This window comes from Microbacterium sp. oral taxon 186 str. F0373 (genome assembly GCF_000411455.1).
Lineage (GTDB): Bacteria > Actinomycetota > Actinomycetes > Actinomycetales > Microbacteriaceae > Microbacterium.
Window position 1 is genome coordinate 263,415 of the sequence record NZ_KE150457.1, and the last position, 14,362, is coordinate 277,776.

Below are 14,362 nucleotides of genomic sequence, written 5' to 3' on the forward strand. Positions count from 1 at the left end.
CGAGCGGGGAATGCGCAGGGGGCCGGGTTAGACTTCTCGCGCTATGGCCTCCACTTCTGCGCGCCCCGACGCGGCCTCGACCGAGACGTTCACGCCCGCCAGCGCGACGATCGCGATCGTCACCTACAACCGTTCTGGCCTGCTCACCAAGCTGCTCGAGAGCATCACCGCGATGGAGCCGAAGCCCGGCCACGTGGTGATCGTGGACAACGCGTCCATCGATGACACCACCGCGGTCGTCGAGTCGTTCCGCGACCGCCTGGGCGCCGAGCTGGTCTACCGCCGACTCGACGAGAACACCGGCGGATCCGGCGGTTTCAGCGAGGGCATGCGCGTGGCGTACGAGCTCGGCTCCACCTGGATCTGGCTCATGGACGACGACGTCGAAGTGCTGCCCGACGGCCTCGCGAAGATGGGCGCGTGGGCGCCGCGGTTCAAGTCGATCCAGGGACGGCGCTACGACTTCGACGGCAGCGAGTTCTACTGGCAGTACCGCGTCGCGGAGCCTCTTGCGATTCCCATTCCGTTCGCACCCAGCGGCTTCGACGAGTCGGGATACAAGGAGATGAACTCCGGCTGCTTCGAGGGCATGTTCATCCACCGCGACATCGTGGGCCGGATCGGCCTGCCCGACCCGCGCTTCTTCATCTACTGGGACGATCAGACCTACGGCTGGCTCGCGTCGCGCATCACCACTTCGGTGATCGTGAACGAGTTCGTGCTGCGCCGCACGCGCGAGATCAAGCAGTGGGACATGGGCATCCGCCACATGAACGCGTCGAGCAACGCGTACCGCTACTACATCATGCGCAACCGCGCGATCATCAAGCGCTACTACCGGAGCCTGGGGGTCTACAACCCGGTGCTCTTCGGCTTCGGCACCGCTTTGACGTTCGGCAAGGAGCTCATCCGGCTCCTGTTCGTCGAGCGCACCGTCCGGGGCACCTCGAACCTGTTCCGAGGCCTGCGCGACGGACGCAAGATCTCGCGGGATGCCGCCTGGAAGCCCATGCCGCCGCTGGTCGCGGCGGGCGCGGATCTGACGGCCCCACCTCGCTCTGACCCTTGAGACCATCGCCGAAGAATCGAGAGGGCACAGCCCCTCGCCTTAGAGACGAGAGTCACCGGCGATGGCGCGTGTAAGGTGAATTCGCGTCATGACTATCCATTTCTGCATGCCCTTCTGGGGTGATCCGACCGACCTGAGGTCAGCCGTGGCGTCGGTTCTGGCGCAGTCCGATCCCGACTGGATACTCACTGTCATCGACGACTGCTACCCAGACCCTTCGGTGCCCGAGTACTTCGCGCAGCTGCGCGACCCGCGGATCGAGTACCGGCGAAATGACACGAACCTCGGTATCACCGACAATTTCCGCCGAGCCGTCACCTCGGCACGCACCGACTACACGGTAATTCTCGGGAGCGATGACCTGCTCGGACCGCACTATGTCGCGCGCATGAGCAAAGTCGCAGCCCGCTACCCGGACGTGGACGTCTTCCAGGGCGGCGTGCGCGTCGTGGATGCCCATGGCCACACGACTCGCACATTGGTCGACAGCGTCAAGCGACTGCTCACGCCGCGATCACCCCGCACGTTCCGCGGCGAGGAGATGGCCGCCACCCTACTTATGGGCAATTGGCTTTACTGGCCGTCGTTGATGTTCCGCACGGAGAAGTTGCGTTCCATCGACTTCCGCGATGATCTGCCAATCATCCTCGACCTCGCACTACTCATCGACATAGCGCTGCAGGACGGCGCACTGCACTTCGAGCCGGGGGTGGTGTTTTCCTATCGTCGCCATGCGGCGAGCCTCTCGCAGAAGGCAATTCTCGACGGTTCCAGATTCACCGACGAGCGTGCGTACTATCGCGAAGCGGCTGGACTCGCCGACGAGCGTGGTTGGGCTCGTGCGAGCCGAGCCGCGCGGTGGCGCATCATGTCGCGGCTGCACGGAGTCTCCATACTGCCCAGCGTGATCAGAGGAGGGGACCCGCGGGCGCGCCGCGCCGCGGTTGCGTTGATCTTCCGTTGATCTACTCCGTCGAGCCGGGCGCGCCGCGCGACGCCCTCACTCGCCTACGCGCTTCAGCGATGGAGCGCAACAGCATCCAGCGCGCCCGGAGAACCGCGTGCACGCCCCGAGGTCGTGATGGCGATGCATTGGAATCGTGAAGGCGCCGCTCGACGGTCGCCTCGCCGATATGGCACATATCTCGAGCGGCGTTCGCGACGAGCGCGATCCACAGGTCGTGCGATTCGTGCAGGAAGGCGGGGAATGGGAGAATCGACGAAACGAGATCCCGGCGCACCGCCATCGCACATCCGTAGTAGGGCTGGATGCCCGCGAGAACACGGAGCGACCGGACGGCGCCGCGTTCCGCCCCGTCCGGGGGAAGACGCCACGGTCGACCGCTTACCGGGGACGGCACGGGAGCACCGGAACCCAGGATGACGAGGTTCGATGCCGCCGCCCGGTGGATCGCCAACGCCTCCACGAAGAGAGCCCGTCTTCCTGGAATCCATACGTCGTCCTGGTCGGAGAGCATCAGTATGTCTCCCCGTGCGAGCGAAAGGGCATGCTCGAAGGTCCGCACGTATCCACGGTTCGAGTCTTGGCTGACCAGATGGATTCGATCGTCAGCCAGGGAACGGATCCTCACCACCGTGTCGTCGGTGCTGGCATCGTCAACGATGACGACTTCGTCATCCGCCTCCAGCTCGGACAGAATCGATCGAAGCTGCTCGACAACGAATCGGGCACCGTTGTACGTCGCCATACAGACGCTAACTCTTACCGGCATCTCTGCTGAATCCGTCGACCTCGCCGCGTCAGTCATCATCGCCCCGTGCATCTGTGAGCTGCGCTGCCCGAACACGCGCGTACACGCGTTGAAGTCCAATCACATGCACCACGAGGCCGGCAGCGGGAGCGAGGAGGAGAGCGACCTCGAGCCGAGCATCGAAGGCGACCGGCGAGAACAACAGCGCTACGGTGAGGACCGCTGCGACGATCCAGCCGCCCAGATACCAGTCGTGCCGGGAAGAGGCGACCAACAATGAGCCCAGCCCTGCCATCGCAGCCACCAGGACAGCGCTATCGGCGATGATCGCCATCAGGATCGGTGTGATCGCCAAGCTTCCGCCGGAGATCGCGGATACCGCCCACGGCCCCGCGAGTCCAGCGACAGCACCCACGACGAGAAGCGCGACGCTGAGTGCTGCGACATGCCGCACCCGAACCGAGAAGAACACCCCTTCTCGATCTCGCGCTCGCGCGATGATATAGCTCTGCAGCGCGATGACAGGTATCACGATCGGCGCGCGTGTAAGGGTAATCGCGAAGATGGTCGCGGCGAGTTCCGTCACCCCGCCATCCTGCGTGCTGGCACGAAGCAAGAGCGGGAGACCAGTGATCATGATTCCCATGGCGATCGCTGCGCCGACCGTCTTGCCGGTGTTTCGAAGCAGCACGCGTGTCCCCGCGTCGACCGCATACCCCCCGCGGGCGGTGAGCTTCGCGAACATCCCGACGACGATGAACGTGACGAAGAAGGGAATGACGACCAGGAAGACGAGTATGTCGATGCTCACTCCGAGTACGAGGCCGGTCGCGACGGCGGCACCGCGAACGACAGCATCGACGACGGTGATGAGCGCCGCCACGAACCACCGCCTCGTCCCATAGACAACGCCGGACAACAACACAACGAGCAGATAGCCAACCGAGCCGGCGACCACGGCGATTCCCCCGCCGATTGCGGCCTCACCGAACAGCGCAGTCGATCCCAGAAGAGCGGCTATGCCTGTCGCGGCGACCACGATCAGAAGAATGATCATCGAGAAGGAACCGAGGGTCCATGACGTTCCAGGCCCGTCGACGGGTCGAACGCTACGGCTAACCTCCTGCTGAACACCGGAGAGAGCGGTACCGATGAGGAAAACGGCCGACCAAGCGACCGAGAAGGTCACGTAGTCGACGGGTGACACAAAGGCCGGGACGGCGATCTGTATCCCGTATCCCACCACTCCCGAGACAGCCGTCGAGATCAGGATCAAGGCGAGCCCGGAGCGGTCAGCTCTAACAGTCACCGTCGGCCGGAATCGTCTCGTTCTCGACATCGGATGTGGACCCCTTGCCCGGGGTGGCGCTCAGCGCCTCGACATCGGCGCGCAGGATCGCCACGTCTTCTGCGACGCGACGTATCTCATCCTCGGCGCGCGACAGCTCCCAGGACAGGTGGAGGGCGACGCCGACGAGCAGCACGATCGACAAAGCGAAGAGCAGGTTGGACGGAATCTCGACCCCGAGCAGCCGGGCCAGCCCGCCGAGGAGGTCAGGGAAGACGGCAAGGACGAGAAGTGCGAGCCCGATGACCAGCCACAACGTCGCATATTTCTCACGAAGCTGCCGACGCAGCAACATCGAGACGATAATTGCGAGAACGATCAGTGCGAAAGCGATGCCTGCCAACACGATCATGCGCTGGCCTCCTCGGCGCGGCGCCTTCCGCGGAGGAGAGCGAGAGTCAGGGCGAATACGCTGCGCAGCAGGTAAACGGTCGCGCCCAACGGGTTCTGACTGGGCTGCCCATGTTGACGCGCGCGCATGGAGACGGGGACCTGCGTCGCAGTCAGCCCCGAGTGGAGGGCGTTGACGAGAGAATCAACAGTGTCACCCAAATACTCGGCCGGGTAATAGCGCACGTAACAATCGATCGCACGCCGGTCAGCCGCGCGAAAACCGCTGGTCACATCCGTGAGCTTCGTCCGCGCGACACGGGACAAGACCGTGGCGAGAAAGCGCATCGCCCACCAACGAGGACCTCGGACCTTATAATCGCCCGCCTCCGCAAACCTCGCTCCGATCGATATGTTCGCGTGCTCGAGTCCACTGAGAACGCGCACGATGTCGTCGGGGTCGTGCTGACCGTCTGCATCGACCTGGATCGCGCGAGCGTACCCGTGACGCTGCGCGTAGGTGAAGCCGGTGCGCATAGCGCCACCGACACCCATGTTGAAAGGCAGGCTGATGACACGAGCGCCCGAGTCTCGCGCAACCTCGGCCGTATCGTCTGTGGAGCCATCGTCGATGACGACGATGTCCATCCCCGAGCTCTTAGAGCGGATCTCAGCAACCGTGTTGCCGATGTTGGCTGCCTCGTTCCACGCGGGAACGATGATTAGCGTGCGCTCGGGGGTTGGGGGCATGATGCCACCTATCGTACCAAGGCGGGCCGCGCTGACCGCATGGCGCCGCGAACCTTCAGGCACTGCGGTTAGCATTTCGTTGTGAATCACCCACGAAACCGGCCGGGCACGCTCCTCCTCGCCATCGCCGTGCCGCTACTCGTCTTCGTGGCTCTTGCCGCATGGGCGTTCAGTTCCCCGGTTGCGGCGACGCCCGACGAAGACTTCCACCTCGCCTCTAGCTGGTGCGGGTTGGGCGAGCGCGCGGGGCTTTGTGAAGACCCGCAGGATGGCACCATGGGGCGCCTCATTCCCTCCGCGATCCCTCCCGCGACCTGCTACGCATTCCACCCCGAAGAGAGCGCGGCGTGCTGGGACCCGACCCAGACCGGTATGACCCGAGTCGACAGAGCTAACGCGGACGGCCTCTACCCGAAGGCCTTTTATGCCACCATGTCCGTCTTCGCCAGCCCGAACGTGGCCGCGTCGGTGATGGCAATGCGGCTCTTCAACGGCGCCTTCGCCGTCGGCCTGCTGACAGCGGCGTTCTGGGCGCTGCCACGTCGTATGCGGCCGGCGCTCATCATTTCGGTCGCCGCGACATCGGTGCCGCTCGGCGTTTTCGTTCTCGCCTCGATCAATCCGTCGTCGTGGGCGATCCTGTCGGCTGCTACTGTGTGGGTGACGCTGTACGCAGCAACCCAGGTCGATGGTCGACGACGATGGCTGCTGATCGGGCTCGCCGTTTTGGGCGCTTTCATCGGCGCGGGGGCCCGTGCCGACTCGGCGATCTACGCCGTTTTCGCAGTGATGCTGGCATTGATCCTTGCCGGTCGCCCGCGCCTCTCGAACCTGATCCCGTTTTCGGCAGGAGCCGCCATCCTGGTCATTGCCGTCGCCTTCTATCTCGGTGCCAGTCAGGGCGGCGCTGTCGTCTCCGGACTCGCTGGCGGCAGCGCCTCACTGTCCAAAGCGCAGATCGTCTCCAACCTCTTCGAGGTCCCGAGTCTCTGGGTGGGTGCGCTCGGCGGGTGGGCTCTCGGATGGATCGATACCAACTTGCCATCCGTCGTCGAGGTCCTCGCGACCGCGGTGTTCGCCGGGGCGCTCTTCGTCGGCCTGCGCCGCGCGACCCTCACGCGCGGCATTGCCGTCGCGCTCGGCCTCGCGTCCATGTGGCTCGTACCGTTCATCCTCCTCTACCAGTCCCGCACTGTGGTCGGCGACCTCGTGCAGCCGCGCTACATCTTGCCTCTCATGGTCATGACTCTCGGCGTTGCGTCGCTGCGGCCCGGAGCAGCGCGCGCGTGGTCGGGACCTCGGTTGTGGCTCGCGGGCCTCGCGCTCACGATCGCCTACGCCGTCGCGCTGCACACCAATATCCAGCGTTACACGACAGGCGTCGACCGGCTGACGTTCGACCCCGGCTCGGGCGCCGAGTGGTGGTGGGCTCTCGCGCCCTCACCGCTCGCCGTGTGGATAGCAGGTTCGCTCGCGTTCGCGGGAGTATTTGTCCTTCTCCAGTTCGCCATCCTGCGCCGCGAGGCGGCGCGCACCTCGCGGCGAGCCTCGCGCCCCGCTGCCCCAGCGATGATGCCCACGGCCGGAGCATGAGCGGCGCAGCGCGGACTCACGTCCTCATCGTCACCGGAGATCCGATAGGACAGCAGATGGCGGGTCCGGCGATCCGGGTCTGGCATATGGCACGCGCGCTCGCCCGAGTCGCCGAAGTTCGTGTCGTCTCGTGGATGCCGATCGGCCGGCGATCCGACGAATTCGAGTTGCACTACGTGCACGAGACCGACGACCTCGGAATGTCGATCCACGAGGCCTGGAGCGATGTCATCGTCGTACAAGGAACGTCGTTACGTGTCTTCCCGAGCATCTCTCGAACCCAGAAGATCGTTGTCGCCGACCTCTACGATCCGTTCCAAATCGAGCAACTGGAAATGAACCGATATCGCGATCGTGATGCGTGGGAGGACGAGGTCACCAAAGCCGTGTCGCTTGTCAACGAGCAGCTCGCGCGCGCCGATTGCTTCCTGTGTGCCTCGGAGGCCCAGCGTAACCTCTGGCTGGGCGGCCTATCGACGCTCGGCCGCCTGAATCCAGCAAACTACACGGCCGATCCAACCTTCGAGTCTCTTGTGCGGGTCGTTCCTTTCGGGCTCTCAGATACGCCGCCGGTGCAGACGCGCCACGCGATCAAAGGTACGGTGCCTGGCATCGAGGTCACCGATCGAGTGCTGATCTGGGGGGGCGGCATCTACAACTGGTTCGATCCGGTCACGCTCATCGAAGCGATGGCCCTCGTCGAGCGCGATCGGACCGACGTCAAACTGTTCTTCCTCAGCGCACGGCACTTCAATCCCGACGTCCCTGAGATGAAGGCACTCACCGACGCGATAGCCGCGGCAGAGCGGCTCGGTCTCACGGGGAGGACCGTATTCTTCAACGACACCTGGGTCGACTACGAGGCACGCGCGGACTACCTGCTCGACGCCGATATCGGTGTGAGCACCCACGTCTGGCACGCCGAGACACGGTTCTCGTTTCGTACGCGCATCCTGGACTATCTGTGGGCGGGCCTTCCGATTGTCGCCAGCGAAGGCGATGCATTCGCCGACATCATCGGAGAGCGGGGACTTGGCGAGGTCGTTCCCGCCGGCGACGCCGCGCAGGTCGCGGCAGCTATCCTCCGTCTACTCGATGATCCCGAACGCCTGGACACCGTTCGCGAACGCGTTCGTTCCGCGAGAAAAGAGTTCGAGTGGGACAGCGCGCTCGCCCCGCTCATCGACTTCTGTCTCGCCCCGCAACCGGCCGCCGACGCGGTCACGGCACGCACACGTGCGTCCGCGCGCCGCGGCTCGGTCCGAGGAGGCGCCCGTGGTTTTGAGGCGATCCTGGAGATGCCCCCCGGTCGTCGCCGCGATGCTGCCCTCCTCTTCCACTACTTGCGTCGTGGAGGTCCGCGTCTCGTCAAGGAGAAGATGGCCGAGAGGCGCGAACGTCACGACCGCGAATCGATCTGACGACACTCAACGGCGACCGCGTCGCAAACGGCCGACTGCTCGAAGCGGGCCCGTGATCCGCCAACTCGTGCTACGTTCCATCGCGTCGATTCGATCCCGAGTCTCGCGCAGCTCGGCGATCAGCTGCTCCTCGTGTGCTGCGCGTGAGCGGGCATCCGACCATGCCCGCTCCGCCTCCGCGGGTAGTGTCTCCAGCCATGCCTGGCGGCTCACGCGCGCCCCCAGAGCCTCGAAGTCCGCTCGGATCCTCGCCGTGAGCCCTCTACGCGCGGTGAAAAGCTCCGCGATCGGAGCGGGATGACCATCTCCCACGCCAAGAACTCCGAGTCCGTGCCCGTGGGCGAACGAGAAGGACGGCGCCCCAGACGCGGTCAGCTCCTCCCATAGCCGCCAGACACCGAAGCCGTTGCCGCGCTCGGCGATGTCGTGAAAGAGGATGACACCCCCTGGACGCACCGCCGTCACCCACGTGAGGTAATCCTCCCGCACATCCTCGTACGCATGTCGGCCGTCGATGTGGAGCAGGTCGACGGTGGCATCGCCGTACTGCTCCCTGCCATCAGCGAATCGCCCCCGGACCAGCCGCACCGAGCGCGGATAACAGTCCGCAACCGTCTGGCGTACGCCCTCGAAGACCTCCTCGCCGTAGTACCCAGCGTGCTCGTCGCCCTCCCAGCTGTCCACCGCTGATACCGTCACGTCGATACCGAGAATGCGTGCTGCCTCGGCGAAAGCGAAGCAGGAGTACCCCAGGTGGGTTCCCAGTTCGACCACACTGCGAGGCCGCAGCACGTCAACCAGCCATGCAGCGAAAGGCGCGTGTTCCGTCCAGGCCGACACGGGATAGTGAGCCGGCAGCAGGTAGCTGGCCGCACACAACCAGAACGCCTCATCGCGTTCAACTGAGCTGTGCGTCTGGTCTGACATCTCTGTGGTCCGCCTTCCCACGTCTTGTCGCGCCATTCAGCCTAGTTCAACCCCGTCTCCTCACAGGAGGATCACCCTCGCGCGAGCTTGTTGGTCCACATCGTCAGTGCCGAGCCGATCGCCATGTGCATGTCCAGGTACTGATATGTGCCGAGGCGCCCACCGAAGTGGACTCCTGCCTCCCCCTTCATGAGTTCGCGATATGCAAGCAGCCGTGCCCTGTCGCGCGGCGTGTTGACCGGGTAGTACGGCTCGTCTTCGCGCGTCGCGAAACGTGAATACTCTCGCATGATCACGGTCCGGTCGGCCGGGTAGCGCGCCGCGCGCTCTGGATGGAAATGCTTGAACTCATGGATCCGGGTGTACGGTACGTCCCGGTCGGCGTAGTTCATGACCGACGTGCCCTGGAAATCGCCGATCGACAGAACCTCCTCACGGAAGTCGAGGGTTCGCCACCCCAGCTCTCCCTCCGCGTATCCGAAGTACTGATCCACCGGGCCTGTGTAGACGACCGGCACTCTCCCGACGACGGCAGCCCGGTGGAGCGGCTGGGTTTCGTCGAAGAAGTCGGTGGATAGTCGCACGTCGATGCGGGGATGATCGGCCATGCGTTCGAGCCACGCCGTGTAGCCGTCGACAGGGAGCCCCTCCCACGTGTCGCTGAAGTAGCGGTTGTCATAGGTATAACGCACCGGAAGTCGGCTGATGACGTCTGCCGGGAGCTCGCTCGGGTCGGTCTGCCATTGCTTGGCCGTATAGTCACGGATGAATGCCTCATATAACGGACGCCCGATGAGGCCCACGCCACGTTCCTCGAGGTTCTGTGCCGCCTTTGGATCGAACTCCCCCGACTGATCCCGGATGAGCGCCCGCGCCTGATCGGGGGTATACGCGGCCCCGAAGAACTGATTGATTGTGCCCAGATTGATCGGCAGCGGATAGACGACGCCGTGGTGCGTCGTATAAACGCGATGCACATAGTCGGTGAAGCTCGTGAATCGGTTCGCGTACTCCCATACCGTGGCATTCGAGGTATGAAAGAGGTGCGCGCCGTAGCGGTGCACCTCGATACCGGTGGTGGGCTCGGTCTCGGAGTAGGCGTTGCCACCGATGTGGTGACGCCGGTCGATGATGGTCACACGCCGACCGCTCTGTGCAGCGCGCTCAGCGATCGTGAGCCCGAAAAGCCCCGACCCCACAACCAGGAGATCCATGTTCGTCATTCCGTTCCGTCCGTTTCCGGGGTGTCCACCCGCACCGTCGACGACATAAAAGCTTCCTCCCAGCGAGCCCGGGAGACGAGGTCGGGCAAGGCGCGCCGATAGCTGGTACGCAACGATGGCCACCGCGCCCAGAGACGCAGGCGCAGAACGGAAGCCTCGACGACAAGCGAGAGCGCGAGTCGACGTCGGCGATAGGCGACGAACGCGCCCCTTCCTGTTGCGCTTCGCACGAGGGCGCTGTCCTGAAGGCCGAGCGCCCACCACTTACCTGCCGCGCGATCAAGGGCGACGCTCACCACACCGGCGGACTGAACGGGTCGCAGCTGATGGATCACGATCCGCAGCAGTCGCCCGACAGAATCGACGGCGCCACGAGGTGCACGAGGAGCCGGACGGGTGCCGACGACGGGCAGCTCACCGTCGGGGACGACGATCTGCCCGGCACGACGCATAAGCTCGCGCATATCCTCCGCGCGCGTCTGCAGCGTGCGGTACAGGTGATCTGGCCCCGACAACACGTCACGCAGCGCGACGGCACGCGCGGCTTCTGACCCGTATTGAAGACAGAGGATGTGGTTCAGATCCTGCGCGAACGAGGCGCCTAGCACGCCACCACCTCGAGTACCGGGAGCATGGAGCAGTGCCGTGACAATCCGGTTCCGCAATTGGTGATAGGCCTGCCAGTCCAGCCCATCGTCCTTGCCCGTCCATGGCATGTGCCACACTGCCGCACCGGGGAGCGTGACCGTCCGGGTCCCCGCCGCCCGGGCGCGCAAACCGTACTCGACGTCGTCCCACTTGATGAAGTAGGGCAGCGCCATGCCAATCTGAACGACGGTAGCTCTGGGCAGGAGACACATCCACCACCCGTTGAAATCGACGTCATAGACGCTGCGCATCGCCGGAGTGGTCGCGGGAGTATGCGAAGCAAGATCAGTGGGCGCGAGGTCCGAAGCGACGGGCGACCACCAGAATCCGCGGCTGCGCACGCGCTCACCGTAGCTGTGCAGAAGGGTGGGTTCTGTGAGGCTGAGCATCTGCGCGCCGACGATGGTCGGGAACGGTGCACGATCAGCGAACGCAACCATGCGCGAGAGCGATTCAGGCTCGAGCACAATGTCATCGTCGAGGAGGAGCATGTACCGCGCGACTCCGTCAAGCGCCTCAGAAACACCTCGACTGTAACCGCCTGAACCGCCCAAGTTAGGTTGCACGATGTACCGCAGCCGGTCCCCGAGGCGTGCGGCGGCCTGATCCCACCCGAGAGCGTCTGTCGCGGGCGTGCTGCCCTGGTCTACGACGATGATCTGCGGCACGAACTCCGCTGTCGTCTCCTCTGCCAATCGTTCCAGCACGCGCACACAGTCGCTCGGGCGATTGTGCGTGGTGATGCACACCGCGACCTGCCCCGTCGACACCTCCTCGAGCCGCCATTCAATGTCTCCGATAGCGATCTCTCCTTCGAGCGCCTCGACCTCCAACCAGAGCCATGCCCAGGCGTCCGTCGATGCCTGCAGGGAGAATGAATCATCGACGACGTCTCGTGCGGTAATGACGGCACGAGAGTCTGCATCGCTCGCGCCGAACAGCGTCAACCGCACTGCTCCTTCGGCCCGTCCAGTGAGAGTGACGTGCGAGACGGACGCGTGATCGCGCCAGTATCCTGCGGGAAATGCGCCGAAATACGTGTCGAAGGATACCGTGGATCGGGCTGGAGCGCGGAGGAGGCTTCGCGACCAGCGAAGCGGCGCATCTGCTCGCACGTACAACGGGACGGAATCTTCCTGATCCGGCCAGGGAAAGCGGATTCGCTGTACGGCCGCGGTCTGAGGTCGCTCCGTCATCCCTCCGTCATCCCTCGTCGATACGGATGGACGCTGCGACCGGACCGATCGTCCGGACCACACCGCTTACCGTGAAGGACGCGCCCTGGGTGAGCGAATGCGATGCCGGCACGCTGATCCCGGACACATTCGCATTGACGAAATAGGTACCCGGACCGAACTCAGCACCGTCGATCTCGATCCGCACGGAGCGGTCCTCCCGCAGCGGCTTGAGGTCGATTCCGAGCAGGTCGGTGTTGGATGCGAGCGCCATCTGACCCATGCTGGTGTCCACACTGAAGCCGATCGCCCACCTCTCGACCGACCGCACCATTCGCACGTCGACGTCGAGAACGATCGGTTCCCCTGGTGTGAACTCGGTGCGAGAGGATCCGTCGCGCCCCAGGACGCGGATCGCGTCGATCTCCATCGCGGACGACTGTTCGGTAGGTCGCCCCTCGCCGACTGCGTTATGGACGAGCAGTTCACGGAACCGTTCTATTGCTGTGGAGGGTACGCCGTCGAACACCATTTGACCGCGATTCATGAGGACGACGCGGTCGCACAGCGAAGCGATCTGATCGAGCGCATGGCTGACGATGATAATCGTGCGCCCCTCGGCTTGGAACTCGCGGATCTTGTCGAGACACTTCTGCTGGAACTGCTCGTCACCGACGGCCAGTACCTCATCGACGAGGAGAATGTCCGGGTCGGTATGCACTGCGATGGCGAAAGCAAGCCGGACATACATACCGGAGGAGTAGAATTTAATCTGGGTATCGATGAACTCGCCAACACCCGAGAACTCGAGGATGCTCGCGAACTGCGCCTGCGTCTCTTCGGCGCTAAGTCCGAGGACAGAAGCGTTGAGAAAGACGTTCTCACGGCCAGTCAGGTCGGGATGAAACCCCGCACCGAGCTCCAGAAGAGCCGCGATTCGGCCGCGCTGTCGAACGGTCCCAGAAGTCGGCTGGATGATCCCGCCGATAATCTTGAGCAGCGTGCTCTTGCCAGATCCATTGTGCCCGATGAGACCGATGGTGCTCCCGGCATGGATAGCGAGAGATACGTCGCTCAGCGCCCAGAAGTCTTCTTTGTGTGCGCGGCCATCGCGACCCAACGTGACGATGCGTTCCTTGAGCGAGGAGTCTTTTCGGACGGTGAAGCGCTTGGAGACTTTGCTGACGCGCACAACGTCTGGGCGCCCTGCGGATACGTTCATGGGGATGGGCATGGCGCGGGTCACAGCTCCTGAGCGAAGTCGCCCTGCAGACGCAGGAAGACGCGATGGCTGACGACAAGAAGACCGAAGCCGACGACGATGGCGATCGCCAGCCGCAACAGCAAATGGTCGGGGGCGGCCACACTGTCACCGGCCACCCAGAATGCGCGCTGAAATCCGAGAATAGCGAGCGTGAGCGGGTTGTCAGAGTATATCTCCAGGAGCACGGGGTTGGTGACGATCGACGTGACCATATGCCAGGAGTAGACGACAGGCGACATCCAGAAAAGCAGCAACGTTGCGACTTCAACCAAGTGCTGTATGTCGCGGAGGTAGACGTTGACGGCGGAGAAAAATAGCGCGAAAGCGAGCCCGTAAACGAGTATCACCATCAGCGCGGGTACGGCATAGAAGATGTCCAGATGCAGCGGGGGCGCTCCGACGACGATCGTCGCGATGATGAGCACGACGATCTGAACGCCGAAGTTGAACAGCGCGGAACCCGTGCTCGCCAACGGGAACAACTCCCTCGGCATGTACACCTTCTTGACAAGGCCAGCGTTGGCGAGGATGGAACCCGTGCCACCGACCGCAATCTCTTGGAACAGCCCCATCGCTGTCAGACCCGTAAAGACGAAGATGGCAAAGTCCGGGATCCCTCTCGCCGCACCGAGGAAGTGCCCCAACACCACGAAGTAGATCGCGAGCTGGACAAGGGGGCGGGCGAGCGCCCACAGGAATCCGAGGGCGGAGTCCTTGTACTTGGCTTTGAGGTCGCGTCGTACCAGGAGATCCAGCATCTCCCGGTGTGCGACGACCTCTTTCGCGGTACTCCAGAAGCCGCGCAACCCCATCCCGTCGACCGCACCGACACTGCGCATCGGAGTCTGGGACAGGCGGGCGAAACGCGCCTCGGCAACGTGGGTGTACTCGGGCATAACTGC

13 protein-coding genes are annotated in these 14,362 nt (G+C 64.1%); 4 read left to right on the forward strand and 9 right to left on the reverse strand.

The features are described from left to right. Positions 1 to 43: 43 nt before the first annotated feature. Complete coding sequence (locus HMPREF1529_RS01230) at positions 44 to 1,069, forward strand: glycosyltransferase family 2 protein (RefSeq protein WP_016463372.1); 1,026 nt, start codon at positions 44 to 46, stop codon at positions 1,067 to 1,069. Positions 1,070 to 1,157: 88 nt separating this feature from the next. Beyond that, the gene (locus tag HMPREF1529_RS01235; protein ID WP_016463373.1) at positions 1,158 to 2,033 is read left to right on the forward strand and encodes a glycosyltransferase; all 876 of its coding nucleotides are present in this window, start codon (positions 1,158 to 1,160) and stop codon (positions 2,031 to 2,033) included. Position 2,034: 1 nt separating this feature from the next. Here the strand turns inward: HMPREF1529_RS01235 and HMPREF1529_RS01240 are convergent, their stop codons facing one another. The 4 genes from HMPREF1529_RS01240 to HMPREF1529_RS01255 are packed head-to-tail and all read right to left on the reverse strand — an operon-like array spanning position 2,035 to position 5,209. Continuing rightward, positions 2,035 to 2,778 carry a glycosyltransferase gene (locus HMPREF1529_RS01240; protein WP_135948437.1) on the reverse strand — a complete coding sequence of 248 codons (744 nt, stop codon included), beginning with the start codon at positions 2,776 to 2,778 and terminating at the stop codon, positions 2,035 to 2,037. A 52-nt stretch (positions 2,779 to 2,830) separates the two neighbouring features. Then, complete coding sequence (locus HMPREF1529_RS01245; protein ID WP_157533848.1) at positions 2,831 to 4,057, reverse strand: hypothetical protein; 1,227 nt, start codon at positions 4,055 to 4,057, stop codon at positions 2,831 to 2,833. 22 nt (positions 4,058 to 4,079) lie between these two features. Then, the gene (locus tag HMPREF1529_RS01250) at positions 4,080 to 4,481 is read right to left on the reverse strand and encodes a DUF2304 domain-containing protein (RefSeq protein ID WP_016463376.1); all 402 of its coding nucleotides are present in this window, start codon (positions 4,479 to 4,481) and stop codon (positions 4,080 to 4,082) included. Continuing rightward, complete coding sequence (locus tag HMPREF1529_RS01255; protein WP_016463377.1) at positions 4,478 to 5,209, reverse strand: glycosyltransferase family 2 protein; 732 nt, start codon at positions 5,207 to 5,209, stop codon at positions 4,478 to 4,480. The genes HMPREF1529_RS01250 and HMPREF1529_RS01255 overlap by 4 nt, the downstream gene beginning before the upstream one ends. 147 nt (positions 5,210 to 5,356) lie before the next feature. On the opposite strand from HMPREF1529_RS01255, the gene HMPREF1529_RS01260 reads away from it, so the two are divergent. Then, complete coding sequence (locus HMPREF1529_RS01260; protein ID WP_232212095.1) at positions 5,357 to 6,802, forward strand: DUF2142 domain-containing protein; 1,446 nt, start codon at positions 5,357 to 5,359, stop codon at positions 6,800 to 6,802. Continuing rightward, entirely contained in the window at positions 6,799 to 8,223 is a 1,425-nt protein-coding gene (locus tag HMPREF1529_RS01265; protein ID WP_232212026.1) for a glycosyltransferase family 4 protein, read from the forward strand. The genes HMPREF1529_RS01260 and HMPREF1529_RS01265 overlap by 4 nt, the downstream gene beginning before the upstream one ends. Before the next feature lie 6 nt (positions 8,224 to 8,229). On the opposite strand, the gene HMPREF1529_RS01270 is transcribed toward HMPREF1529_RS01265, so the two are convergent. The 5 genes from HMPREF1529_RS01270 to HMPREF1529_RS01290 form a co-directional block, all read right to left on the reverse strand. After that, complete coding sequence (locus tag HMPREF1529_RS01270; RefSeq protein ID WP_016463380.1) at positions 8,230 to 9,150, reverse strand: class I SAM-dependent methyltransferase; 921 nt, start codon at positions 9,148 to 9,150, stop codon at positions 8,230 to 8,232. 71 nt (positions 9,151 to 9,221) lie between these two features. Beyond that, positions 9,222 to 10,364 carry a UDP-galactopyranose mutase gene (gene glf / locus HMPREF1529_RS01275; protein WP_036282898.1) on the reverse strand — a complete coding sequence of 381 codons (1,143 nt, stop codon included), beginning with the start codon at positions 10,362 to 10,364 and terminating at the stop codon, positions 9,222 to 9,224. Positions 10,365 to 10,369: 5 nt separating this feature from the next. Then, positions 10,370 to 12,217, reverse strand: coding sequence for a glycosyltransferase (locus HMPREF1529_RS01280; RefSeq protein ID WP_084675211.1), 1,848 nt, complete (start codon positions 12,215 to 12,217; stop codon positions 10,370 to 10,372). 7 nt (positions 12,218 to 12,224) lie between these two features. Then, positions 12,225 to 13,430: an ABC transporter ATP-binding protein gene (locus HMPREF1529_RS01285; RefSeq protein ID WP_016463383.1), complete on the reverse strand. Its 1,206-nt coding sequence runs from the start codon at positions 13,428 to 13,430 to the stop codon at positions 12,225 to 12,227. An 8-nt stretch (positions 13,431 to 13,438) separates the two neighbouring features. Beyond that, on the reverse strand, positions 13,439 to 14,356 hold the full coding sequence (locus tag HMPREF1529_RS01290; RefSeq protein ID WP_016463384.1) for an ABC transporter permease: 918 nt from the start codon (positions 14,354 to 14,356) through the stop codon (positions 13,439 to 13,441). Positions 14,357 to 14,362 lie beyond the last annotated feature (6 nt).

Coding starts and splice junctions, on each gene's coding strand:
- HMPREF1529_RS01265 (WP_232212026.1), top strand. CDS start 6,799: ATGAGCGGCGCAGCGCGGACTCACGTCCTCATCGTCACCGGAGATCCG.
- HMPREF1529_RS01250 (WP_016463376.1), bottom strand. CDS start 4,481: ATGATCGTGTTGGCAGGCATCGCTTTCGCACTGATCGTTCTCGCAATT.
- HMPREF1529_RS01230 (WP_016463372.1), top strand. CDS start 44: ATGGCCTCCACTTCTGCGCGCCCCGACGCGGCCTCGACCGAGACGTTC.
- HMPREF1529_RS01290 (WP_016463384.1), bottom strand. CDS start 14,356: ATGCCCGAGTACACCCACGTTGCCGAGGCGCGTTTCGCCCGCCTGTCC.
- HMPREF1529_RS01280 (WP_084675211.1), bottom strand. CDS start 12,217: ATGACGGAGCGACCTCAGACCGCGGCCGTACAGCGAATCCGCTTTCCC.
- HMPREF1529_RS01270 (WP_016463380.1), bottom strand. CDS start 9,150: ATGTCAGACCAGACGCACAGCTCAGTTGAACGCGATGAGGCGTTCTGG.
- HMPREF1529_RS01240 (WP_135948437.1), bottom strand. CDS start 2,778: ATGGCGACGTACAACGGTGCCCGATTCGTTGTCGAGCAGCTTCGATCG.
- HMPREF1529_RS01285 (WP_016463383.1), bottom strand. CDS start 13,430: ATGCCCATCCCCATGAACGTATCCGCAGGGCGCCCAGACGTTGTGCGC.
- HMPREF1529_RS01255 (WP_016463377.1), bottom strand. CDS start 5,209: ATGCCCCCAACCCCCGAGCGCACGCTAATCATCGTTCCCGCGTGGAAC.
- HMPREF1529_RS01235 (WP_016463373.1), top strand. CDS start 1,158: ATGACTATCCATTTCTGCATGCCCTTCTGGGGTGATCCGACCGACCTG.
- glf (WP_036282898.1), bottom strand. CDS start 10,364: ATGGATCTCCTGGTTGTGGGGTCGGGGCTTTTCGGGCTCACGATCGCT.